Below are 21,541 nucleotides of genomic sequence, written 5' to 3'. Positions count from 1 at the left end.
AAGATTCAGTCCGATAACCATAAATTTGCTTAGAACGGTGGAAAACCTTGCTTTGACCGCTTTCTTTCAGGGTATTTTGGGCGCTTCCAGCATGGCCCTAGGGGCCTTAATTGCTGTGGCTTGGCAACCGGGACGAAAATTTCTAGCGGCGGTGATGGCCTTTGGTAGTGGTACTTTGATGGCGGCGATCGCCTTGGAAATTGCCAGTGCCGTTTACCGTAGTGCCAATGTGGTGGTTTTGGTGGGGGGATTTTTATTCGGGGGAGTTTTATTTATTAGTCTGAGTAAATACATTGATGAACATGGGGGCTTTTTGCGTAAACCCGCCGTCAGTCGTCGCTATGTGGTGGAACACCAAATTCTTGAATCCCATGAGCTGGTGGACTACCTTGCCCATAGTGAGGTGATGAACGCCTTGCCTGAGGAGGAAAAGCATCAGCTAGCGGCCCTACTGACTCCCCACCACGCCCAACCGGGGGAACCACTCTGTCGGGAAGGGGACCAGGGGGATTATTTTTATTTGATCGGTGGCGGTGAAGCGGATGTATATAAGGGGACAACCTGGGTTAATCGGCTGAAATCCGGCGATATTTTTGGGGAAATGTCTTTACTTACCGGGGAGCCCCGATCCGCTACGGTGGTGGCCGTCACTCCCATGGAGCTGTACCAGTTGGATAAGGAAAACTTTGCCCACATTCTCAGCCAGTCTCCCCATCTGGCCCTGGCCCTGAGCCGTAAGCTTGCCCGTCGTTTGCAGTTGGCCACGGACTTTGAAGCAATTGTCCCCCCCACAGATACGGTTTCAGTGTTGGAGCCATTGGCAGAAGGCGATCGCCAGGTGTTGGCAAAATTGGCCCAAAGTTCCGCTCCCATGGCCATTTTGGTGGGCACGCTATTCGATAACATTCCGGAGTCCATGGTGATCGGCATGAACACCCATGTCACTCCCTGGGGCGGCGCCTTTTTGTTTGCTGTGTTTATTTCTAATTTTCCCGAAGCCCTTTCCAGTTCCTTTGGCATGAAACAGGCCGGCATTTCTAACCGCAGAATTTTAACCCTCTGGTTTGGAGCCGTAGTGGCCAGTGGCCTCATTGCCATAGTGGGCTACTCCATCGGCCAGAGTGGCACCCTATTACTGGTGGCCCTGGCCCAGGCGATCGCCGGCGGAGGAATTTTAGCCATGTTAGCCAGCACCATGATGCCCGAAGCCTATGAATTGGGAGGCAGTTCCGTGGCCTATGCCACCATTATTGGTTTTCTAGCGGGCTTTTTGATTTCCGCTTCCCATATTTCTTAGGTTTTCTTGGCTTAAAAATCTCCCTCTTCTCCCTGTTCTTCCGCCCCATCCTCTGTGTCCACCGGAAAAACTGCATTAATTAACGACAATTTTTCCCGTACCTGTTGGTCGATGGTGGCGGCGATTTCCGGATTTTCCTCCAGGTATTTGATGGCATTATCCCGACCCTGGGCGATGTTTTCGCCGTTGTAGCTATACCAAGCCCCTTTGCGGGTAATGACATCACATTTTTCCGCTAGGTCAATGGTGCAACCCATGCGGGAAATGCCCTGGCCGAAGATAATGTCAAACTCAGCAATGCGGAAGGGGGGAGCCACTTTATTTTTGGCCACTTTCACCTTGGCCCGGATACCGTATTCCCCTTCGGTGCCTTTTTTCAGGGTTTGAATGCGGCGAATATCTAAACGGACAGAGGCGTAGAATTTTAACGCATTACCTCCGGTAGTCACTTCAGGGCTGCCGTAGGTGACCCCAATTTTTTGCCTTAACTGGTTAAGGAAAATTACTAAACAGCCCGATCGCCCGATGTTACCAGCAATTTTCCGCATGGCCTTACTCATCAAGCGAGCTTGGGAGCCCACCGATGTATCCCCCATTTCCCCTTCAATTTCCGCCCGGGGTACCAGGGCCGCCACCGAGTCCACCACAATGATATCCACTGCAGTGGAGCGCACTAACTGGTCCACAATTTCCAGGGCCGACTCACCATTATCGGGCTGGGCCACCAAGAGGTTATCAATGTCCACCCCCAGGGCTTTGGAATAAACGGGGTCGAGGGCATGTTCCGCATCCACAAAGGCCGCCACTCCCCCTGCCTGTTGGGTGGCCGCCACCGCATGGAGGGCCAATGTTGTTTTCCCGGAACTTTCAGGGCCGTAAATTTCCACAATCCGACCCTTGGGCAAACCGCCCCCCAGGGCCAAATCCAAAGTTAGGGCGCCGGTGGAAATGGTTTCAACCCGCATTTGGGTGGCATCCCCCAAGCGCATAATGGCCCCCTTACCGAAGCTCCGCTCAATCTGGGCTAGGGCGGCGTTGAGGGCTTTTTCACGGTCGGAAATGTTGGTAGTGGCCATGGATGTATGGGGATTGCAGAAGGAAATTCTATCTTAGATGCTCGGGACAGAATTTTAACTCAATTTAACTTTCCCCTGGGGCTGGGGGCGGTCAAATCGAAGAAATCGATAAAATAAACTAGATGCACTAGCGGAAGCAACCCAAGCAGAGGTAACGGTGATTGAATTTCGGGAAAGTTTGAGAATGGCCACTAGCATGTTGCTGGCCAATAAACTCCGCAGTAGTTTGACCATGTTGGGCATCGTCATCGGTAATGCGTCCGTGGTGGCCATGTTGGGCATTGGCCAGGGAGCCCAGGAGTTGGCCACTTCCCAGTTGGAAGATTTGGGGCCCAATGTGCTGTTTGTATTGCCCGGTTCCCAACGTAACCGTCGAGCTAGTTTCAATTTACCGAAAACCTTGGTTTTGAGTGACGCCGAGGCGATCGCCGACCAAGTGCCCAGTGTGGCCGGGGTGGCCCCGGAGATTAACCGTAGATTATTGGTGTCCCATCGGAGCCTCAACACCAACGCCACTGTGGTGGGCACTACCCCCGAATATCCTGCTATTCGTAATTTTGCCGTGGCCCAGGGCCGCTTTCTCAACACTCTGGACCTGGAGCGCCATCGCCGGGTGGCTGTGCTCGGTAGTGAGATTGCCGATCGCCTTTATCAAACCCAAACCCCCCTCGGTCAGAATATTCGCATCAACAATATTACCTTTGAAGTCATTGGCGTCATGGAAACCAAGGGTTCTTCTTTGGGCAGTAACCAAGATGAATTTATTTTTATTCCCCTGGATACCATGGTGGCCCAACTGGTGGGTAGGACTTCCCCCTACGGCATCGAATTGAGTTGGATCAACGTTAAAGCCCAGGATGGTGACTCGGTGCGGGCGGCCACTTTCCAAATGGAAAACCTCTTGCGCCTGCGCCACAATATCCAAAACGGGGAAGATGACTTTGGCGTTAGTTCTGCCAAGCAAATGCTAGATATTGTCAACACTATCACCGGGGGACTGACCATTCTTCTGGCGGCGATCGCCGGTATTTCCCTGATTGTCGGGGGTATTGGCGTGATGAATATTATGTTGGTGTCCGTGACAGAACGCACCCAGGAAATTGGTCTGCGTAAAGCCCTCGGGGCCGGGGAACAGGACATCCTCAGTCAGTTTCTCATTGAAGCAGTGATCGTTTCCGCCAGTGGTGGAGTAATTGGCGTCGTATTAGGCATGGGCATTGTGGTGATCGTTGGAGCCCTTTCCCCCCTCATCACGATTATTTCCCCCACCGCCGTAGTTGTTTCCCTGACCATTTCCGGCAGTATTGGTCTCTTTTTTGGTGTGGTTCCCGCCCGTCAAGCCGCGAAACTAGACCCCATTGTGGCCTTGCGTAATGCTTAAGCTAGGGAAATACTGCGGGTGCAAGCCCAATTGCTGGGCAAAGTGGAAGGCCAACCCATGCGAATGGCTTCGGGACAGATGGTGGTAACAGTTAACTGACAATCGATCAACTGAAAGCCCTCTTTTTCGCACTGCTTTAAACTCTGCTTGAGGATGGAATCATTCTTAAATTCAATGGTGCGGTTACATTGCACACAGACCACATGGTGATGGTGATGGGGTGAAGCCTGTTGTAGCTCATAGTGCTTATGCCCCTCCGCCAATTCCAACTCCCGCAGAATGCCCATGCGGGACATCAATTTAACACTGCGATAAACTGTGGAGAGGCTAATCTTTTCCTTTTCTTCTTCCAGACGGTGGTGTAACTCTTCGGCACTGAGGTGTTCCCCTTCTGGCAAATTTTGAAAAATATTGAGGATTTTTTCCCGCTGGGGAGTCAGTCGCCAGCCACGGGCATTAAGTTCGGCTTTGAGGGAATCGGCGGTGTAGGACATGTTCTATGGGGGCGCTTAGAAGCAGTCTGGGCGATGGGATCCATCATAGTCGCTAGGCTCGCTAGTTGCAATAGTGGAATCTTATTGAGAATTGATCCCATAAAAAGTGTTATTTGTGTTCCCCGCTTAACCCCGGAGATGGTTAGGGAAAAGCTAAAAATCCTCCCAACTTAGCCAACAAACAGGTCAAAATTTCACTTCAATGTTTATTAACTGGGTAGAAGATGGATTTTAGCCCATGGGATCGAGAAAAAATCGAGGCATAGCATAGCTAGCGCCACAATAACGATTCAACTCTCGATACAGCGCCGACAATGGCAAAAAATTTCGTTAAGGTTAAGGCATATTTAAACCTCTGACCATGCTACATTCCGCCGTCATTCCTCCCCAGCGCTATTTTGCCTATCTGACTTGGACGGACATTGAGGCTCTGCCGGATAAGGATAAAACCATCATTATTCAGCCCCTGGGTTCCATCGAACAGCATGGCCCCCATTTACCCCTGGTGGTGGATGCGGCCATTTCTGAGGGGATTTTGGGCAAGGCGTTGCAAACTTTAGGGGCGGAAATTCCGGCCTATGTCCTCCCGACTTTGTACTATGGCAAGTCCAACGAACATATTGGTTTCCCTGGGGTCATCACCCTCAGTGCAGAAACTTTGTTGGCTATTCTGAAGGAAGTGGCGGCTAGTTTGTATCAATCGGGCTTCCGTAAATGGATTTTGCTCAACTCCCACGGGGGCCAAATTCAAGTGCTGGAAATAGCCGCTCGGGATCTGCACCAAACTTACCCAGATCTGCAAATTTTCCCCTTTTTCACCTGGCGCATGCCCCATTGTGCGGCGGATTTACTCACCCCCAAGGAGATGACCCACGGTATCCATGCGGGGGATGGGGAAACCAGCTTGATGATGGCCCTCTGGCCGGAGCTGGTGCGAGAAGATCGTTTGGTGAAGGAATTTCCCCAGGGGATTCCCGCCGACGGTGAATTGCTGAGCATGGAAGGAAGTTTGCCCTTTGCTTGGTTAACGAAGGAAGTGAGTCGTAGTGGGGTGATGGGGGATGCCACCGTAGCTACCAAAGAGAAAGGGGAAGTTTTGCTGGATTGTCTGGCCGATGGTTGTCGTCAGGCGATCGAGGCGGTGTACCATTTCCACCCCCCTAGTCTGGACAGGAAAGGGTAAGGGAGTCCAACTCCTGGGGGATAATGGAGGACGGAAAAATTACCAAGAGGAGAAGGCAATGGCCCGTTTAGCCCTGCTGAGTGTGTCTGACAAAAGTGGCATTGTGGAGCTGGCCCAACGGCTAGTGAATGAATTTCAGTTTGACCTGATCAGTAGTGGTGGCACTGCCAAAACCCTCAAAGAAGCTGGGGTCCCCGTCACCAAGGTGAGTGATTACACCGGGGCACCGGAAATTTTGGGTGGTCGGGTAAAAACGTTGCATCCCCGCATCCATGGGGGCATTTTGGCCCGGCGGGATTTAGCCAGTGACCAAGCGGATTTACAAGCCAACGATATTCGTCCGCTGGATCTGGTAGTAGTCAATCTTTATCCCTTTGAGCAGACCATTGCCAAGGCCGGGGTAACGGTAGCCGAAGCGGTGGAACAGATCGACATCGGTGGCCCTGCCATGATTCGAGCCACTGCCAAAAATTTTGCCCATACCACCGTCCTCACCAACCCCAGTCAGTACGGAGCTTATTTGACTGCTCTACAGGAACAGGGGGAAATTCCCTTAGCTCTGCGCCAACAATTCGCCGGGGAAGCCTTTGCCCTCACCAATGCCTACGACCAGGCGATCGCCAATTATTTCAGTGGTTTAAACGAGGACAGTGCAACCCGATTTGGCATTAGCGGCACATTGCGCCAGCCGTTGCGTTATGGAGAAAATCCCCATCAAAGTGCAGGCTGGTACCAAACAGGGCGAGAGGCGACAGGGTGGGCTAAGGCCGAAAAAGTCCAGGGTAAGGAACTTAGTTATAACAATTTGGTGGATTTGGAAGCGGCCCGGCGCATTATTAATGAATTTGACCCCAGTGAACCGGCGGCGGTGATTTTAAAACATACCAATCCCTGTGGCGTGGCTTTAGCTCCCACGTTGGTAGAAGCCTATCAAAAGGCTTTTAATGCCGATACCACCTCTGCTTTTGGGGGCATTGTGGCCCTGAACCAACCCTTGGATGGCCCCACTGCAACGGAAATGGTGAAAACCTTTTTGGAATGTATTGTGGCCCCCAGTTGCAATGACCAGGCCCGGGAAATTCTAGCCAAGAAAAATAATTTGCGGGTCTTAATTCTCCCCGATCTGGCCACCGGCCCCAGTCAAACCATTAAGGCGATCGCCGGCGGATTTTTAGTGCAGTCGGCGGACGATGAACGGGAAGATCCCAATGCCTGGCAGGTGGTGACAGAGAAACAACCCAGTGCGGCAGAGTTGGCGGAATTGGCCTTTGCCTGGAAAGTGTGTAAACACGTTAAATCCAACGCCATCACCATTACCAAAAATAAAACTACCCTGGGGGTGGGAGCGGGGCAAATGAACCGAGTCGGATCCGTGGAAATTGCCCTGAAACAAGCGGGGGCAGAAGCCCAAGGAGCTTGCCTGGCCAGTGATGCCTTCTTTCCCTTTGACGATTCCGTCCGCACCGCCGCCGCCGCTGGCATTACCACCATCATCCAACCGGGGGGGTCCATGCGAGATCAAGACTCGATCCAGGCGGCCAACGAATTGGGCCTAGTGATGATTTTCACTGGGGTGCGCCACTTTCTCCACTAGAGGGGGTTGGCAAAGTCCCCTAGTTTCACGACTTTGAAGTTAGGGGAAACCAAGACAAACTTTAAAATTCCCCAGCTTCAGCAACTCCATGGAGGGCAAAATTAACCCCTGGCAAAACTTTCCTGGACTTGTTCCAGTGCCAGCCTCAATTGTTGACAGATTCTTCAGCCAACCCAACTTTTTAGGGCCCAACCCAGCACCAAACCCAGGCCACCAAAGCGGATTATTTGCCAAAACACATCCCCCATCAAACCCCGCCGTAGACCATCCCAAAACATTTTTTGCAACTGGCGATCGGTCAACAGTTCACTCTCTAATTCCAGGGATAACGCTTCCAACTCCGAACGGATGCGGGCCAATTCCTGCTCTAATTCCGCCTGGGCTTCCCCCTGGAGCCTGGTTTCCACATCGGCACGATATTCCTGGATTTGTTGTTGCTTGGCCCTCTGGGATTGAACCTCGTCGTAACGGGTTTGCAGTTTTTGCAAAGACTGGGTCAGGGCGGCCAGGGCTAAGCCAAAATTGCTATCACTATCTCCGTTCGGTGCGACAAAAGTTTCTTCCATAGCAGGTTACGACGGGTCAAAGTCAGGAATGGCGACTAGGGTTGTACGGAAGCGATGACAGTGCGGTGCCGGGGACTATTGGACTGAATACTCACCTGGTCGAAACCGGCTTCCAATAATTCCTGCTCCACATCCAAAGCAAAATACTGGTCCATAAAAGGTTCCGTGCTTTTCAGCAGGGTCATAATATGGGCTGGCATGGTCAGATAGGCCTGGGAGCGGGGATTCATATCCATAAAAGTGAAATGGCCGCCGGTTTTTACTAAGCGCCGGGCTTCGCGAAAAATGCGCCGGGTGGGTTCCTGGGGCATTTCGTGGAACAGCAGAAAAGCGGAAACTAGGTCAAAACTTTGGGCCTGTAGGCCAGTGGCTTCCGGTAGGGCGTGAACCCAATTAATGTCGGCTCCTTTTTCCTGGCCGTGATGATGGGCAAGGGTGACGTAGTAGGGGGAAAAGTCCAACCCGGTCAATGCCGCTTGCGGGTAACAGGCTTGCAAAGTGAAGCTACTCAGGCCCACAGTGCAATGCAAATCAAGGATGGTTTGGGGTGCTTGGGGCAATTGGGCTAGCAAAACATCGTGGTAACTACGCCGTAACTGAGCATCCCCCTGGGCCCCGGCTTCTGGATAAAGGCTGGAATGAACCGCGTTGGCGGCCACTTCAAATTCAAAGGCCGCGTCCCAACACATATGGCCTTGGTCATAACCATGGAAAGAGGCGTTGTAATAGTCGGGATAGGTGAGGTCTTGGTTGACCACTGACCCCCAATCCCCTTGCCAGTCCTGCTGTTGGTATTGTTTCACCGTCTCCCGCCAGGGGATGCCAAGTCGCTCCGCCCGTTTGATCATCATGGAACGCGCTTGCCATTTAGCCACGTTCCACAGGGGCTTGACGGCCAATAATCCATTGACGACCTGACTCATGGCAGTGGGGGCAGGGGTGGCGGTGCTGACAGTCATGGAATGCTTTAATGGGACTAGGGAAAATTGTCGCTGAAAAATCCAAACCTGTCTAGGCATGGGTATCAAGCGGCGATCGCCTGGGGCAATTTCGGTGTTGAGCCATGACCGGTAAACAGTTACACCAGTTGATTGTGGACAAATGGGGTTATTCCTTCGATGTGCAATTGCGACGCATCAAAGACCGCATTTTTCTACAGATTATGTGGCGGTACCTGGAACAGGCCTCCTTTCCCCTCTCCGAAGAGGATTATTTCGCTAATCTAGAGGCGATCGCCCAGTATCTCCAGGCCTGGGGAGGGGGGGAACAGGTGCAACAGTTCATCGCTCAAACCAAAGAAAAACCCCGCCTAGGTAAAGCAGTTAGTATTCCCCTGGAACTTGGGGCCAGGGCCGCAGAATGGTTTATTTGAAAGCTGGACAAGCTAGGAGCATAGGGCATTGCTATGGTTACCCCACTAAAGCTACTCAACAATCGCTACCGAATTATTGAAACCCTAGGAAGAGGGGGGTTTGGGGAAACTTTTTTAGCCCGGGATACCCACATGCCCTCGGCTCGGAAGTGTGTGATCAAACACCTCAAACCGGTGCTGGAAAATCCAGAAATTCCCCCATGGTTAAGGGACAGATTCCACCGAGAAGCGGCCATCCTCGAAGAGTTGGGAGAGAACCATGCCCAGATTCCCCAACTGTACGCCTATTTCAGTGAAGGGGAAGATTTTTACCTAGTGCAGGAATGGATTCCCGGGCTGACCCTCACCCAGGCCCACGCCCAAAAGGGGAATTTTTCCAGCACAGCGGTGGAGGAATTGCTGCTGGGCATTTTGCCGGTGTTGCAGTTTATCCATCAACGGCGCATTATCCACCGGGATATCAAGCCCGACAATATTATCCTGCGGGAAGCAGATGGTAAGCCCATTCTGATCGATTTTGGCATTATCAAAGAAACCATGGGCACGTTGGTCAATCCCGATGGCCGCAGTGCCTATTCCGTGGCCTTGGGTACCCCTGGTTACATGGCTTCGGAGCAAGCCGCTGGGAGGCCGGTTTTTTCTAGCGACCTTTACAGTTTGGGGCTCACGGCTATTTTTTTGCTTACCGGTAAAACCCCCCAATATTTGACCAGTGACAGTCGCACCGGAGAAATTCTTTGGCGACAGGGAGCGCCCCAAGTCAGTCCTACCCTGGCTAAGGTCATAGACCAAGCGGTACGCTACCATCCCAGGGAAAGATTTAGTTCCGCCAACGCCATGGCCCAGGCCCTCCAGGGCAGTTTTAGTAATGTTTCCATGGCTACAGGCGATCGCCAAGGAAATACCAACGGCAATGACAAAATTAAACCGGGGCCCCAACCCACCGCTCCAACCCTAGTGGTAGGCTCCCCCTATAACGCCAACGACACCCAAGCCACCAAAGTTTATAGCCAGGAATTTACCGGGTATAGCGAAACCCAGGAGGGTTCACCGTTGATCAAGTGGGTAGTTATGCCCCTGGTTGTCCTGCTGGTGATTGCCGGAGGCATGGCGGCAGGATTTTGGGTCACCAACCAACGGCGCAATAATCCCCCTCCCACGGTGGAAGAATCCCCGGAGGAAACTCCTACCCCCCTGCCGTCTTTGCAACCCAGGCCGGATTTATTTGAAACTCCGATCCCCACCCCCTTGCCGGTGACCCCCAGCCCGGAGGTGACTGCCAGTCCAACTCCAGAACCCAGTCCCACCCCAACGGAAGGGACATTAGCCCCTATGGAGCCGGAGCCCAGCTTAAATGAGCCTGCCCCCACGCCAGAACCGGAACCTAAACCCTTCGTTCCCAGCCCCTCTCCCTCCGTTGCTCCGGAGCCTTCCCCCACCATTTCCATTCCCGTTACCCCGCCCCCTGTTAGTGCACCAAAACCCAGTCCTTCCCCCAAGCCAATTTCCCCTCCCAAAGCTAGCCCCACCCCTGCCCCCGTTAACCCGGTACCAGTTATTCCCCCACCGGAAAATCCCAACAATGGCAATAACACGGCTCTGCCGGCTCCCCCAGCGGCGGAAAAGCCCATCGACCCCGGACAAAATTAGAGATTTATACTGAAGATGGACGCTTTGGGTGAGCTAAAACCTAGCTCCATATCCATTTGTCTATTTAGTCCGTCAGTAGTTAGCCAACATTAAGCCGAGGAGAGGCCCCATGAAATTATCCAGCAAAAATTTAGATGCCCGTCTCGACACGGTTTACGATGCCATCGTTTTAGGGGGAGGCATGGGGGGCTTGTCTGCGGCCATCTATCTAGCCCGCTATGGTCTGAAATGTCTGGTGGTGGAAAAAGGGCGGGGCCGCTCCTTCTGGATGCAGGATTTACGCAACTATGTGGGGCTAGACCCTGATACACCGGGGCGGGACATTATCACCCACAGCACCCAACAGGCCCTCCACTGGGGCGCGGATTTGCTGCGGGGTTACGTGGAAGATGTAACCGATGAGGGAGATACCCTGGCAGTGAAGGTAAAGGTGGGCAAAAAAGACAGTCAATACCCAATTTTTCGGGCTAGATATGTGATTGCCGCCACGGGCATTATCGACAATCTACCCCAGTTGGAGGATATGCAGAATGTCTATGACTATGCCGGCTATACCCTGCACGTTTGCATGATCTGTGACGGCTTTGATATGTGGGACCAAAAGGCTGTCCTGATTGCGGGCACCGAAGGGCAAATTAATGCCGCCTTTGTCTTGAATTGGTTTACGCCCTACATTACCGTGTTGACCCATGGGCTCTGCACTGTCGGCGATGAAATGAAAGCCAAGTTAGCAGACCACGGTTATCCCCTCCACGAAGCGGCGATCGCCAAATTTTTAGGGGAGGACCACAAAATGAGCGGAGTAGAACTGGTGGACGGCACGGTGATCGACGCAACAACAGGTTTGATTAATATGGGGTCGGTGTACCATAACCATTACCTCAAGGGTATAGAGGGCCTGGAATGGGAAGGGGAAAACTTGGTCACCAATGACATGGCCCAAACTACCCATCCCCGCATTTTTGCCCTGGGAGATTTAAAAAAGGGCTTAAATCAAGTGTCCGTAGCCGTGGCCGATGGCACCTTGGCCGCCACGCAAATTTGGCGTAACATCCGCCGAGCGAGTGAACCCCGCAAATGGATTCACTAACCAAAAGTTAAGTTTGACAGGCTGTCTTTTGACCCTTGGCCAATATTTTGCCTAGGATGGGGGGCATTCTTTTAGCAGTAATTTACTAAGTTCCCCCTCCCTATGGAAAGTCCCCTTGAAACCAAGCCGCCAGAAGACAATCAGCCCATGGATTGCGGCAATGTAGACCCTTCCCGTAAATGGTACCAAGCCCGCCTATTTTCCTTTGGTATCACCCCAACGGGTTATGTGGCAGTGGGGGTAGCTCCCATGGGGGTAGTGGCCATTGGCATTGTTCCGATGGGGGTAATTTCCGTTGGCATGGTGGGTATGGGGGCGATCGCCGCTGGATTTGTCACCATGGGAATGGTAGCCTTTGGCGACGTGAGTATGTCCTATTTTGGTGGCCACAAAGGTGGTAAGGGCCATGGAGCAGTGCCAGCCCAGGACATGCCCATGATGGAAAAGCCCATGGAGAAACCCATGGATCACAGCAATCACTAATTACTCAGGCTAGAATTGGGGAAACTTATTCACCGTTTCCCAAGTTCCATGTTCTCCTCCCTTGTTTCCGGTGGTTTAACCCTTGCTCTGGCCGTTTTTCCCGTGGAAGCTGGAGGTTCGGGACAGATTATTCAAGCTAATGTCCCCGTCTTACAAGCCCAGGCGATCGACCTCAACGAAGTGCAACGACAACTGGAGCAAAATCCCCAATTGGTTCAACAAGCAGAGCAATTGTTACGGGAAAATCCAGACTTGGTGATTAAAACCATGGAGCAAATATTGAGGAATAATCCCACCCTCATTCAAGAAATCCAAGCCATGCCAGGGCTGATGAATGAGATGGCTCGCCAAGGGACCGGTATTATTGATTATTTACAAAAAAATCCCGAATTATTTCGCCAATTGGAACAAATGCTGGTGGTGCCCCGGTAGGAAGTTAGTCTTAATATTTAATCTGTCCGTTGTTCTAGTTTACCCAACATAATTAAACTTTCTAAATCTTCTGTTGCCGTTGGTAAGTATTTGGCGACCATTATTCTAACCTTTTCGAGTTGAGTATCCGTAGCGCATCCAACCATGCGACTGATGTCAGCTAAATCTTGGCTGCGGCTGGCATTTAACTTCATTAAAATCAAATAGGGCAAGTCAATAATTGGCAAACCATCAGGCGCATAATTGGGAGATTCAAGAGCTGTTTCTAACCAAGGTTCATTAATTTCGAGCACGTCCAATGAAGTCCCATTAGGTAAATTCCACTGACTACCGGGAATTGTTAAATCGCTCACTTTGGTTGCCCCGGCATCTCTTAAGTTTTGATAGGCTAGTTGCGCTTTATCAGCTGCAATTATGATGTCAAGGTCCAATGTCATCCGTTCCGGCATGTACAGCCTGGTTGCTACTCCCCCTACTACGGCAAAGGGAACATCTTTGATTAATTGACGAAGATCAGTCACGGGTAAAGTCCAAGTTCGTTTATTTAAAAAAGTGAGGCTGCTACCGGTGCCAGGTTTGACCCTTTTTTTAATTAAGGAAAGGAAAATTTGTCTACGTTTTAAATGAGGATCGGTAAGTAGGGTTGACATAAAATAAGAAAAACTTTTTTACATTACTCAGAATAAAATTAAGAAAATCTTAACAATGTTCTTGCCCCTGAATGAGCTTAATTAAGCATTCCGGCGATAGTCCCCATTGTAAAAGGTTTATCATAGGGGTCTGTTGTTACATTTCTAGCCATGTCCTTCGTTGGTCTCCATATCCACAGTGACTATAGCCTCCTGGATGGGGCTTCCCAATTACCCGCTTTGATTGACCGGGCCATTGAGTTGGGTATGCCGGCGATCGCCTTGACGGATCATGGGGTGATGTATGGGGCAGTGGAGTTGCTGAAGGTTTGCCGGGGTAAACCGATTAAACCCATCATCGGCAACGAGATGTATGTGATTAATGGTGACATTGAAATTAATAAGCGCCACCGTCGTTTTCACCAAGTAGTTTTAGCAAAAAATAACCAGGGCTACAGAAATTTAGTTAAACTCACCACCATTTCTAACCTGAAAGGCATTCAAGGTAGCGGTATTTTTGCTCGACCTTGTATTAATAAAGAATTGCTAGAGCAATACAAAGAAGGGTTAATTGTCACCAGTGCTTGCCTAGGGGGGGAAGTACCCCAAGCCATTTTAAAAGGGGATTTGGACCACGCTCGCAAAGTAGCCAAATGGTACAAGGATTTATTCGGAGATGATTATTACTTAGAAATCCAAGACCATGGTTCAGTGGAAGACCGTTTGGTTAACATTAACTTGGTCAAAATTGCCCAGGAATTAGACATTAAAATTGTTGCCACCAACGATTCCCATTTTATTTCCTGTAACGATGTGGAAGCCCATGATGCCCTGCTTTGCATCCAAACGGGTAAGTTAATTACTGAAGAAAAAAGATTACGCTACAGCGGCACTGAATATCTTAAATCCGCTGATGAAATGCGTTCGCTCTTTCGGGATCATTTACCGGACGACATTATCGAAACGGCGATCGCCAACACGGTGGAAGTGGCCGATAAAATTGAAGCCTACAGCATTTTAGGGGAACCCCGCATCCCCCATTATCCCATTCCCCCCAACCATACCCCCGAAACCTATGTGGAAGACATTGCCTGGGATGGTTTATTGGAGCGGTTGAAATGTCGGGAAAGGGCTGACATTCCTGCGGTATATAAAGAGCGGTTGGAATATGAGTTAAGAATGCTAGAAAAAATGGGTTTTTGTACCTATTTTCTGGTGGTCTGGGATTACATTAAATATGCCCGAGATCATGGCATCCCCGTGGGGCCTGGGCGGGGGTCAGCGGCGGGGTCTTTGGTGGCCTATTGCATGAAAATCACCAACATTGACCCGGTGCATCATGGACTGATTTTTGAACGTTTCCTAAACCCAGAACGAAAATCGATGCCCGATGTGGATACGGATTTTTGCATCGATCGCCGGGATGAAATGATTGAGTATGTAACCCAAAAGTATGGGGAAGATAAGGTTGCCCAAATTATTACTTTTAACCGCATGACTTCCAAAGCGGTACTCAAGGATGTGGCCAGGGTGTTGGATATTCCCTATGCAGAATCGGACAAAATGGCCAAAATGATCCCTGTTTCTAGGGGTAAACCGGCTAAATTAAAGGTAATGATTTCCGACCAAACTCCAGAGCCCCAGTTTAAAGCCCGCTATGATAACGAACCTTGGGTAAAAAAATGGATCGATATGGCCATTCGCATTGAAGGCACTAACAAAACCTTCGGTGTCCATGCCGCTGGGGTAGTAATTTCTTCCGAACCGTTGGATCAAATTGTACCGTTGCAAAAAAATAATGATGGGGCGGTAATTACCCAGTATTACATGGAAGATGTGGAAGCCATGGGTCTATTGAAAATGGACTTTTTGGGCTTGAAAAATCTGACCACCCTACAGCGAGCAGTGGAGTTAATAGCAGAAACCAAGGGTGTTCAATTGGATTTAGATGATTTGCCTTTACAGGAACGAAAAGCTTTACAAATTAGGGCCCGCACCGGTTCAAAAAAGTTACCCGATGACGTTAAAAAGACCCATAAATTACTGGAAGCAGGGGATTTAGAGGGTATTTTCCAGTTGGAATCCCAGGGCATGAAACAGATTGTGCGGGATCTAAAACCTTCTGGCATTGAGGATATTTCATCCATTTTGGCTTTATATCGCCCTGGACCATTGGATGCAGGGTTAATTCCCATTTTTATTAACCGTAAACACGGCCGGGAAGAAATTTCCTATCAACATAAACTGTTGGAACCCATTCTCAACGAAACTTATGGAGTTCTCGTGTACCAAGAGCAAATCATGAAAATGGCTCAGGATTTAGCTGATTATTCCCTAGGAGAAGCGGATTTGTTGCGGCGGGCGATGGGCAAAAAGAAAGCTGAAGAAATGCAAAAACATCGGGCGAAATTTGTCGATGGTTCCACTAAACATGGAGTTCCTTCCCGCACGGCGGAAAATTTGTTTGATCAAATGGTTAAGTTTGCCGAATATTGCCTCAGTTTTGACAGCGAAATTTTAACCGTTGAGTACGGCCCATTGCCCATTGGTAAAATTGTGAGCGAAGAAATTAATTGTTCTGTGTATAGCGTTGATCCGGAAGGGAGAGTTTACACCCAGGCGATCGCCCAATGGCATGACCGGGGAGAGCAAGAAGTATTTGAATATGAATTGGCTGATGGTTCTGTGATCCGTGCTACCCCAGACCACCACTTTTTAACCACCGATTATCAACTGTTGGCGATCGAAGAAATTTTTAACCAGCAACTGGACTTGCTAACTTTGGCAAATGTTGAGCAAACTGCAGAAGCCCTTGACAGCCATAGTCTGCTCTCTCCATTGCTTAATCCTGGGAGGATAAAATAAACATTATGTACCAAACTGCGTCCCAATTTGAAGCACAAATGCCTAATGCCAAATTACTGCTAAGCGATGAGCCGGAAATGGAAAGCTCCCTACATTCAGACCAATTAATGTTGTTGGTAGCTTGCTTAGATTGGCTGTGGCGCGATCGCCAAGATTACTTTATTGGGGCAAACTTAACCATTTATTTCAGCCGTCAACAGCTCAAAAATCGAGATTTTCGTGGTCCAGATTTCTTTTTAATTAAAGGGGTTGAAAAAACTCCCCGTCCTTCCTGGGTAGTGTGGGAGGAAGACGGTCAATACCCAAACCTAATCATTGAACTTTTGTCTAGCAGCACTGCCTCAACTGACCGTAGCCTAAAAAAGCAACTTTACCAAGACCGTTTTCGCACTCCGGAATATTTCTGGTTTTCCCCTGATACCCTAGAATTTGAAGGCTTTCGCCTAGTCGGTCATCGCTATGAACCAATTCCCCTGACTGGGATAGGACAACGCTGGAGCGAGGAATTAGAACTTTTTATGGGCATAAAAAATGGACAATTAAGGTACTTTTTCCCTGACGGAGCCTTGGTGCCCACTCCCCAGGAAGCGGCGGAAACAGCCCAGCAACTACTTCAACAGGAAAAAAGCAGGGCCGATCGCCTAGCTAACTACCTCATATCCCAGGGGATTGACCCCGATCGCCTGGGGGATGACTGAGGGGGGAGTCCGCAATTCTAACCGAGGAAAGGATTACAATGTGGAGGCGATTTAATTGATCACACTCCCATTGCCCTGCCCCCATGACCGACGTCCCCGTTAGCCGCATTCGCAATTTTTCGATCATTGCCCACATTGACCACGGTAAATCCACCCTGGCCGATCGCCTGTTGCAGGTGACAGATACGGTGCAACAACGGGAAATGAAGGAGCAGTTCCTGGACAATATGGATTTAGAACGGGAGCGGGGCATTACCATCAAGCTCCAAGCCGCCCGCATGAATTACAAAGCGAAGGATGGCCAGGATTACGTGCTTAATCTGATCGACACCCCGGGCCATGTGGACTTTTCCTATGAAGTATCCCGGTCCCTGGCCGCCTGTGAAGGGGCGTTGCTGGTGGTGGATGCGTCCCAGGGAGTAGAAGCCCAAACCTTAGCCAATGTTTACCTGGCATTGGATAACAACCTGGAAATTATTCCCGTTCTCAACAAAATTGACTTGCCCAGTGCGGAGCCAGACCGGGTAGCGGCGGAAATTGAAGAAGTGGTGGGGCTAGATTGCACTGACATCATCCAGGCTTCCGCCAAGGCCGGTATTGGGGTCAACGACATCCTCGAAGCGATCGTCCAACAGGTTCCTCCCCCGGCCGATACGGTAGACCAACCCCTGCGGGCCTTAATTTTTGACAGTTATTACGACGCTTACCGGGGGGTAGTGGTTTATTTCCGGGTGATGGACGGCCAGGTGAAGAAGGGGGACAAGGTGCGCCTTATGGCCTCCGGGAAGGAATACGTCATTGATGAGTTGGGGGTTTTGTCTCCCACCCAAGTGCAGGTGGAAGCATTACACGCTGGGGAAGTAGGCTATTTTGCGGCGGCCATTAAAGCGGTGGCCGATGCCAGGGTTGGGGATACCATTACCATGGCGAATGCTCCAGCAGCGGAGGCCTTACCAGGTTACACCGAAGCCAACCCCATGGTTTTTTGTGGGTTATTCCCCATCGATGCGGATCAATATCCCGATTTAAAAGATGCGTTGGAAAAGTTAAAACTCAACGATGCGGCCCTGTCCTACGAACCGGAAACTTCCAGCGCCATGGGATTTGGTTTCCGTTGCGGCTTTTTGGGTTTACTCCACATGGAAATTGTCCAAGAGCGGTTGGAGCGGGAATATAACCTGGATTTGATCACCACTGCCCCGTCGGTAATTTACCGGGTCACCACCACCGAGGAAGAAGTGATTGAGGTGGATAACCCTAGTCTATTGCCCCCCATTCAAAAGCGATTAAAGGTGGAAGAACCGTTCATTAAGGTGGAAATGATTACCCCGGAAACCTATGTGGGGACATTGATGGAACTGTGTCAAAGTCGGCGGGGGGTATTCAAGGATATGAAATTTTTCACCCAAACCCGCACTGCATTGATCTATGAGTTGCCCCTGGCGGAAGTGGTGACGGACTTTTTTGATCAACTTAAATCCCGCACCAAGGGCTATGCCAGCATGGAGTATCAACTAATTGGCTACCGGGAAAATCCCCTAGTTAAATTGGATATTTTAGTCAACGGTGATGGGGTGGACGCCCTGGCCATGATTGTCCACCGGGATAAGGCCTATTACGTTGGCCGGGCCATGGTTAGTAAGCTGAAGGAGTTAATTCCCCGTCATCAATTCAAAGTACCCATCCAAGCGGCGATCGGGGCCAAGGTCATTGCCAGTGAGCATATTCCCGCCCTGCGTAAAGACGTATTGGCTAAGTGCTATGGCGGTGATATTTCCCGTAAGAAAAAGCTGTTGCAAAAACAAGCCAAGGGGAAAAAACGCATGAAGGCGATCGGGACGGTGGATGTGCCCCAGGAAGCATTTATGGCGGTGTTGAAGCTGGATGCCCAATAGTTTTAGGTAACTAGCTGAATTCCTGAACAATTTATACTTAGTTATCGAAATATTTAAATGGTTTTCTGAGGGGGCGCTCATCGCTTTTTTTCGGGAAGAGGCCTCGGTATGATATCCAAACCCATCAATACTTTTTGGGTATCTGATAAATTGCCAATTATCTTCCGTGTCGGTAAAGGTCTCTCCTTAACTAAAGTTGGAACGACAATAATATTGTGTTTGACAACCTCTTCCGTTTGTTGGTAAACATCAATCACTTCTATTTCATGGCGGCCGTGGAGATATTCTTCACAGATTTTCTCTATGTTTTGTAAAGCTTTCAAGGACTGGAACTTATTTCCCGCAATGTAAAGCCGCAGGACATAATACTGTTCTTCAGATTCAGCAACAAATTGCTCAAATACTTCTTTGATTGTGGGCTTTGAATCCTCTGGATCAGTCATTTTGATAACCTAAAATGCTAAATTTTCTAATCCATAGGGGATAAAATTTGTAACCCAACTAGTACTTTTTCTGTGTTAGATAAATCACCAATAATTTTTTTGATTGGTTCGGGCAACTTTCTCACTAAAGTAGGCAAGGCTAAAATACTATCTTCGATCGCCAACTCGGGGTTTTGGGTCAAATCGATGATTTCAATTTGATATTGGCCGTTTAGATATTCCTCACAAATCTTTTTTAAATTCGCAAAAGCAGTGAGGGATTTGGAGGTTTGTCCCGCTACGTAAAGGCGCAGTTGCCAAATCTCTGGGTTTTGATTATCAAGTGAATCGTTTGAATTTGTCATAGTGGACGGCTCCTTAGTCCTCAGGGATTTTGGTGAATGTGACGAGATTTTTGGATCAGATTGCGATTGGCTAACATCGTTTGCTTGAATTCCTCCTCTTCCAACATTAGTACTTCTAGTTCCTCATCTTGACTAGTTAATTTCATTTGCAGGGCATCAATTTCCGCCTGCAGTAAATATTTTTTTCGCTCAAAATTGCGTTTTTCCAGCTCTAGGACTTGTTGTCGTTTTTTGGCGATCGCCTCTTCTTGTAACATCTGATTAATTCTTTGGGTGCCGGTTAAAACTTGCCCATCTCCAATGTAAGCTTCAATTAAATCTACTCCATCACTGCTCAGAATGAATTCCCGCACTTGGTTAGAGTGGGTCATGCCCCTGGATTTCAAAATATAGAGAATGCGATTGCGTTCTCCATTTACCTTCAGAGTTTGCAACTCCAGCCAGGTATCCATCAAAGAGGACACCCCAATCTCTGTTTGTTCATTATCATAGCCCACATTGCCCCCGGTCAGGTCCGTTAAAAAGACGGTAATTTGTTGGCTTTTTAAGTAATCAATTAAGCGCATAAAAAAGTTTTTCGTTTGATTTAAGCTTCCACTCATAATCAAATTACTCATGGGGTCCACAATTACCAAACTAGGTTTAAAATCCCTAACCCAACTATGGATCTTAAAGAGTCGCATTTCCAAATTATAATTAGTGGGGCGAATAGCATCAAATTGCAGTAATCCACTTTCCAAATAAGGAGATAAATCTAAACCGATAGATCTTAAATTACGGCAAATTTGTTGGGGAGATTCTTCCGTCGCGAGATACAAACACCGTTCTCCCCTCAGGCAAGTAGCTTGGGCAAAAAATGATGCTAGGGTGGTTTTGCCTGTGCCGGCCCTTCCCGTTGCTAAAATACTACTACCCCGGTAATAACCTTGCCCGCCGAACATTTCATCTAACTGGGGAATGCCAGTGGAAATTCGCTCTTGGGAAACACTGTGATTGAGCACCAGGGAGGTGATGGGCAACACTGAAATGCCATTTTCTTCAATTAAAAAAGGATACTCATTATTGCTATGGCGTGAGCCTCGATATTTAACAACTTGAATGGTTCTGGTGGCAATTTCTTCCACTGTTTTTTGATCAAGTTTGATAACACAATCAGACACATACTCTTCCAAGCCCTGCCTGGTTAAATTCTTGTCGCCCCGTTCACCAGTTATGATGGCAGTAACGCCTTTTTCCTTTAACCAATGGAATAAACGTCGTAATTCTGACCGGACAATATTGGCATTATCTAAACCAGAAAAAAGGACTTCAATTGTATCTAACAGGATCCGTTTTGCACCAATTTTGTTAATGGCATAACCCAACCGAATAAAGAGAGCTTCTAGGTCATATTCCCCCGTTTCTTCAATTTCGCTGGCTTCAACATAAATGTGATCGATAAAAATCTTTTCTTTGGCAATTAAATCTTGTAAATCCCAACCCAAAGAAGCCACGTTTTGAGTGATTTCTTTAGCACTTTCTTCAAAAGTGACTAAAACCCCTGGCTCTCCATATTCGATCGCTCCTCGCACCAAAAATTCCACTCCAAACAGGGTTTTACCACAGCCGGCGGAGCCACAAATGAGGGTTGGTCTTCCCTGGGGTAAGCCGCCGTTGGTAATTTCATCAAAACCTTGGATGCCAGTGGGACATTTAATTAGAGTGAGACTCTGGTTGCTATCTGTCATAATTTTTATGGAGCCAAGTAAAGTTAATTGATAAATTAATAGGAATAATTCTAACGAAAATTGATCCTTAAATTTTTAAAAATTATTAAATTTGCCCGTAAGCATTACCAATGGTATTTAAATCTATGTCGTAATTTTGTGCTCAGAGTATTGCCAAAATTAACCTGCCTAGGTTGAGCAGTGACTGCGCCGTGGGCATGGCTACTCCGATCGCCGTTAACTGCCCAACAAAGATTAACTCCCACACCAGTAAGACCCTAGCCAAGTATTGCGGAATTTAGCCCACTCCCTTGTTTGATTTATAGATGACGATGGAGGTGCT

21 protein-coding genes are annotated in these 21,541 nt (G+C 49.1%); 12 read left to right on the top strand and 9 right to left on the bottom strand.

The features are described from left to right. Positions 1 to 52 precede the first annotated feature (52 nt). A complete protein-coding gene (locus tag H6G45_RS14795; RefSeq protein ID WP_242018185.1) occupies positions 53 to 1,297 on the top strand; it encodes a cyclic nucleotide-binding domain-containing protein in 1,245 nt (414 codons plus the stop codon). 11 nt (positions 1,298 to 1,308) lie between these two features. Here the strand turns inward: H6G45_RS14795 and recA are convergent, their stop codons facing one another. Beyond that, a complete protein-coding gene (recA, locus tag H6G45_RS14790) occupies positions 1,309 to 2,373 on the bottom strand; it encodes a recombinase RecA (RefSeq protein WP_190599171.1) in 1,065 nt (354 codons plus the stop codon). 157 nt (positions 2,374 to 2,530) lie between these two features. Here recA and H6G45_RS14785 point away from each other — a divergent pair, with 157 nt between their 5' ends. Further along, complete coding sequence (locus H6G45_RS14785) at positions 2,531 to 3,754, top strand: ABC transporter permease (protein WP_190599170.1); 1,224 nt, start codon at positions 2,531 to 2,533, stop codon at positions 3,752 to 3,754. Here the strand turns inward: H6G45_RS14785 and H6G45_RS14780 are convergent. Continuing rightward, on the bottom strand, positions 3,751 to 4,248 hold the full coding sequence (locus H6G45_RS14780) for a transcriptional repressor (RefSeq protein ID WP_190599169.1): 498 nt from the start codon (positions 4,246 to 4,248) through the stop codon (positions 3,751 to 3,753). The genes H6G45_RS14785 and H6G45_RS14780 overlap by 4 nt on opposite strands. Before the next feature lie 361 nt (positions 4,249 to 4,609). Here H6G45_RS14780 and H6G45_RS14775 point away from each other — a divergent pair, with 361 nt between their 5' ends. Then, positions 4,610 to 5,431 carry a creatininase family protein gene (locus H6G45_RS14775; RefSeq protein ID WP_190599168.1) on the top strand — a complete coding sequence of 274 codons (822 nt, stop codon included), beginning with the start codon at positions 4,610 to 4,612 and terminating at the stop codon, positions 5,429 to 5,431. 58 nt (positions 5,432 to 5,489) lie between these two features. Further along, complete coding sequence (purH, locus tag H6G45_RS14770) at positions 5,490 to 7,025, top strand: bifunctional phosphoribosylaminoimidazolecarboxamide formyltransferase/IMP cyclohydrolase (protein WP_190599167.1); 1,536 nt, start codon at positions 5,490 to 5,492, stop codon at positions 7,023 to 7,025. 164 nt (positions 7,026 to 7,189) lie between these two features. Here the strand turns inward: purH and H6G45_RS14765 are convergent, their stop codons facing one another. Beyond that, positions 7,190 to 7,591 (bottom strand): hypothetical protein, encoded by a 402-nt coding sequence (locus H6G45_RS14765; RefSeq protein ID WP_190599166.1) that lies wholly within the window; start codon positions 7,589 to 7,591, stop codon positions 7,190 to 7,192. Between the two features lie 35 nt (positions 7,592 to 7,626). After that, positions 7,627 to 8,610 (bottom strand): class I SAM-dependent methyltransferase, encoded by a 984-nt coding sequence (locus H6G45_RS14760; protein WP_190599165.1) that lies wholly within the window; start codon positions 8,608 to 8,610, stop codon positions 7,627 to 7,629. A gap of 44 nt (positions 8,611 to 8,654) precedes the next feature. On the opposite strand from H6G45_RS14760, the gene H6G45_RS14755 reads away from it, so the two are divergent. The 5 genes from H6G45_RS14755 (at position 8,655) to H6G45_RS14735 (ending at position 12,618) form a co-directional block, all read left to right on the top strand. Beyond that, positions 8,655 to 8,963 carry a DUF3067 family protein gene (locus H6G45_RS14755; protein ID WP_010874344.1) on the top strand — a complete coding sequence of 103 codons (309 nt, stop codon included), beginning with the start codon at positions 8,655 to 8,657 and terminating at the stop codon, positions 8,961 to 8,963. 33 nt (positions 8,964 to 8,996) lie between these two features. Then, a complete protein-coding gene (locus tag H6G45_RS14750; RefSeq protein WP_190599164.1) occupies positions 8,997 to 10,613 on the top strand; it encodes a serine/threonine-protein kinase in 1,617 nt (538 codons plus the stop codon). A 109-nt stretch (positions 10,614 to 10,722) separates the two neighbouring features. Continuing rightward, entirely contained in the window at positions 10,723 to 11,703 is a 981-nt protein-coding gene (locus H6G45_RS14745; protein ID WP_190599163.1) for an NAD(P)/FAD-dependent oxidoreductase, read from the top strand. A gap of 102 nt (positions 11,704 to 11,805) precedes the next feature. Beyond that, positions 11,806 to 12,186, top strand: coding sequence for a hypothetical protein (locus H6G45_RS14740; protein ID WP_199309793.1), 381 nt, complete (start codon positions 11,806 to 11,808; stop codon positions 12,184 to 12,186). Positions 12,187 to 12,234: 48 nt separating this feature from the next. Then, a complete protein-coding gene (locus tag H6G45_RS14735) occupies positions 12,235 to 12,618 on the top strand; it encodes a hypothetical protein (RefSeq protein ID WP_190599162.1) in 384 nt (127 codons plus the stop codon). A 17-nt stretch (positions 12,619 to 12,635) separates the two neighbouring features. Here H6G45_RS14735 and H6G45_RS14730 read toward each other — a convergent pair whose 3' ends face one another. Beyond that, the gene (locus H6G45_RS14730; RefSeq protein ID WP_190599161.1) at positions 12,636 to 13,268 is read right to left on the bottom strand and encodes a hypothetical protein; all 633 of its coding nucleotides are present in this window, start codon (positions 13,266 to 13,268) and stop codon (positions 12,636 to 12,638) included. A gap of 150 nt (positions 13,269 to 13,418) precedes the next feature. Here H6G45_RS14730 and H6G45_RS14725 point away from each other — a divergent pair, with 150 nt between their 5' ends. From H6G45_RS14725 to lepA, 3 genes are all read left to right on the top strand, one after another. Continuing rightward, complete coding sequence (locus H6G45_RS14725; protein ID WP_190599160.1) at positions 13,419 to 16,112, top strand: DNA polymerase III subunit alpha; 2,694 nt, start codon at positions 13,419 to 13,421, stop codon at positions 16,110 to 16,112. Between the two features lie 2 nt (positions 16,113 to 16,114). Then, positions 16,115 to 16,810, top strand: a complete 696-nt coding sequence (locus H6G45_RS14720) for a Uma2 family endonuclease (RefSeq protein WP_347338275.1) — start codon at positions 16,115 to 16,117, stop codon at positions 16,808 to 16,810. 83 nt (positions 16,811 to 16,893) lie between these two features. After that, positions 16,894 to 18,705, top strand: coding sequence for a translation elongation factor 4 (gene lepA / locus H6G45_RS14715; RefSeq protein WP_190599158.1), 1,812 nt, complete (start codon positions 16,894 to 16,896; stop codon positions 18,703 to 18,705). Between the two features lie 77 nt (positions 18,706 to 18,782). Here lepA and H6G45_RS14710 read toward each other — a convergent pair whose 3' ends face one another. From H6G45_RS14710 to H6G45_RS19885, 4 genes are all read right to left on the bottom strand, one after another. Next, positions 18,783 to 19,148: a circadian clock KaiB family protein gene (locus H6G45_RS14710; protein ID WP_190599157.1), complete on the bottom strand. Its 366-nt coding sequence runs from the start codon at positions 19,146 to 19,148 to the stop codon at positions 18,783 to 18,785. A 26-nt stretch (positions 19,149 to 19,174) separates the two neighbouring features. After that, positions 19,175 to 19,492: a circadian clock KaiB family protein gene (locus H6G45_RS14705; protein WP_190599156.1), complete on the bottom strand. Its 318-nt coding sequence runs from the start codon at positions 19,490 to 19,492 to the stop codon at positions 19,175 to 19,177. A gap of 20 nt (positions 19,493 to 19,512) precedes the next feature. Then, on the bottom strand, positions 19,513 to 21,219 hold the full coding sequence (kaiC, locus tag H6G45_RS14700) for a circadian clock protein KaiC (protein ID WP_190599155.1): 1,707 nt from the start codon (positions 21,217 to 21,219) through the stop codon (positions 19,513 to 19,515). A 142-nt stretch (positions 21,220 to 21,361) separates the two neighbouring features. Continuing rightward, positions 21,362 to 21,484, bottom strand: a complete 123-nt coding sequence (locus tag H6G45_RS19885) for a hypothetical protein (protein WP_277922728.1) — start codon at positions 21,482 to 21,484, stop codon at positions 21,362 to 21,364. Positions 21,485 to 21,541: the final 57 nt, after the last annotated feature.

Source organism: Synechocystis sp. FACHB-383, from assembly GCF_014698605.1.
Classification (GTDB): Bacteria; Cyanobacteriota; Cyanobacteriia; order Cyanobacteriales; family Microcystaceae; genus Synechocystis; species Synechocystis salina.
Note: the sequence above shows the minus strand (reverse complement) of the source record. Positions and strands in the feature narration are given on the sequence as shown.

Excerpts from the sequence above, each read along its gene's own strand:
- recA (WP_190599171.1), bottom strand. The coding sequence starts at position 2,373 with ATGGCCACTACCAACATTTCCGACCGTGAAAAAGCCCTCAACGCCGCC.
- H6G45_RS14780 (WP_190599169.1), bottom strand. The coding sequence starts at position 4,248 with ATGTCCTACACCGCCGATTCCCTCAAAGCCGAACTTAATGCCCGTGGC.
- H6G45_RS14775 (WP_190599168.1), top strand. The coding sequence starts at position 4,610 with ATGCTACATTCCGCCGTCATTCCTCCCCAGCGCTATTTTGCCTATCTG.
- purH (WP_190599167.1), top strand. The coding sequence starts at position 5,490 with ATGGCCCGTTTAGCCCTGCTGAGTGTGTCTGACAAAAGTGGCATTGTG.
- H6G45_RS14765 (WP_190599166.1), bottom strand. The coding sequence starts at position 7,591 with ATGGAAGAAACTTTTGTCGCACCGAACGGAGATAGTGATAGCAATTTT.
- H6G45_RS14760 (WP_190599165.1), bottom strand. The coding sequence starts at position 8,610 with ATGCCTAGACAGGTTTGGATTTTTCAGCGACAATTTTCCCTAGTCCCA.
- H6G45_RS14755 (WP_010874344.1), top strand. The coding sequence starts at position 8,655 with ATGACCGGTAAACAGTTACACCAGTTGATTGTGGACAAATGGGGTTAT.
- H6G45_RS14750 (WP_190599164.1), top strand. The coding sequence starts at position 8,997 with ATGGTTACCCCACTAAAGCTACTCAACAATCGCTACCGAATTATTGAA.
- H6G45_RS14745 (WP_190599163.1), top strand. The coding sequence starts at position 10,723 with ATGAAATTATCCAGCAAAAATTTAGATGCCCGTCTCGACACGGTTTAC.
- H6G45_RS14740 (WP_199309793.1), top strand. The coding sequence starts at position 11,806 with ATGGAAAGTCCCCTTGAAACCAAGCCGCCAGAAGACAATCAGCCCATG.
- H6G45_RS14735 (WP_190599162.1), top strand. The coding sequence starts at position 12,235 with ATGTTCTCCTCCCTTGTTTCCGGTGGTTTAACCCTTGCTCTGGCCGTT.
- H6G45_RS14730 (WP_190599161.1), bottom strand. The coding sequence starts at position 13,268 with ATGTCAACCCTACTTACCGATCCTCATTTAAAACGTAGACAAATTTTC.
- H6G45_RS14725 (WP_190599160.1), top strand. The coding sequence starts at position 13,419 with ATGTCCTTCGTTGGTCTCCATATCCACAGTGACTATAGCCTCCTGGAT.
- lepA (WP_190599158.1), top strand. The coding sequence starts at position 16,894 with ATGACCGACGTCCCCGTTAGCCGCATTCGCAATTTTTCGATCATTGCC.
- H6G45_RS14710 (WP_190599157.1), bottom strand. The coding sequence starts at position 19,148 with ATGACTGATCCAGAGGATTCAAAGCCCACAATCAAAGAAGTATTTGAG.
- H6G45_RS14705 (WP_190599156.1), bottom strand. The coding sequence starts at position 19,492 with ATGACAAATTCAAACGATTCACTTGATAATCAAAACCCAGAGATTTGG.
- kaiC (WP_190599155.1), bottom strand. The coding sequence starts at position 21,219 with ATGACAGATAGCAACCAGAGTCTCACTCTAATTAAATGTCCCACTGGC.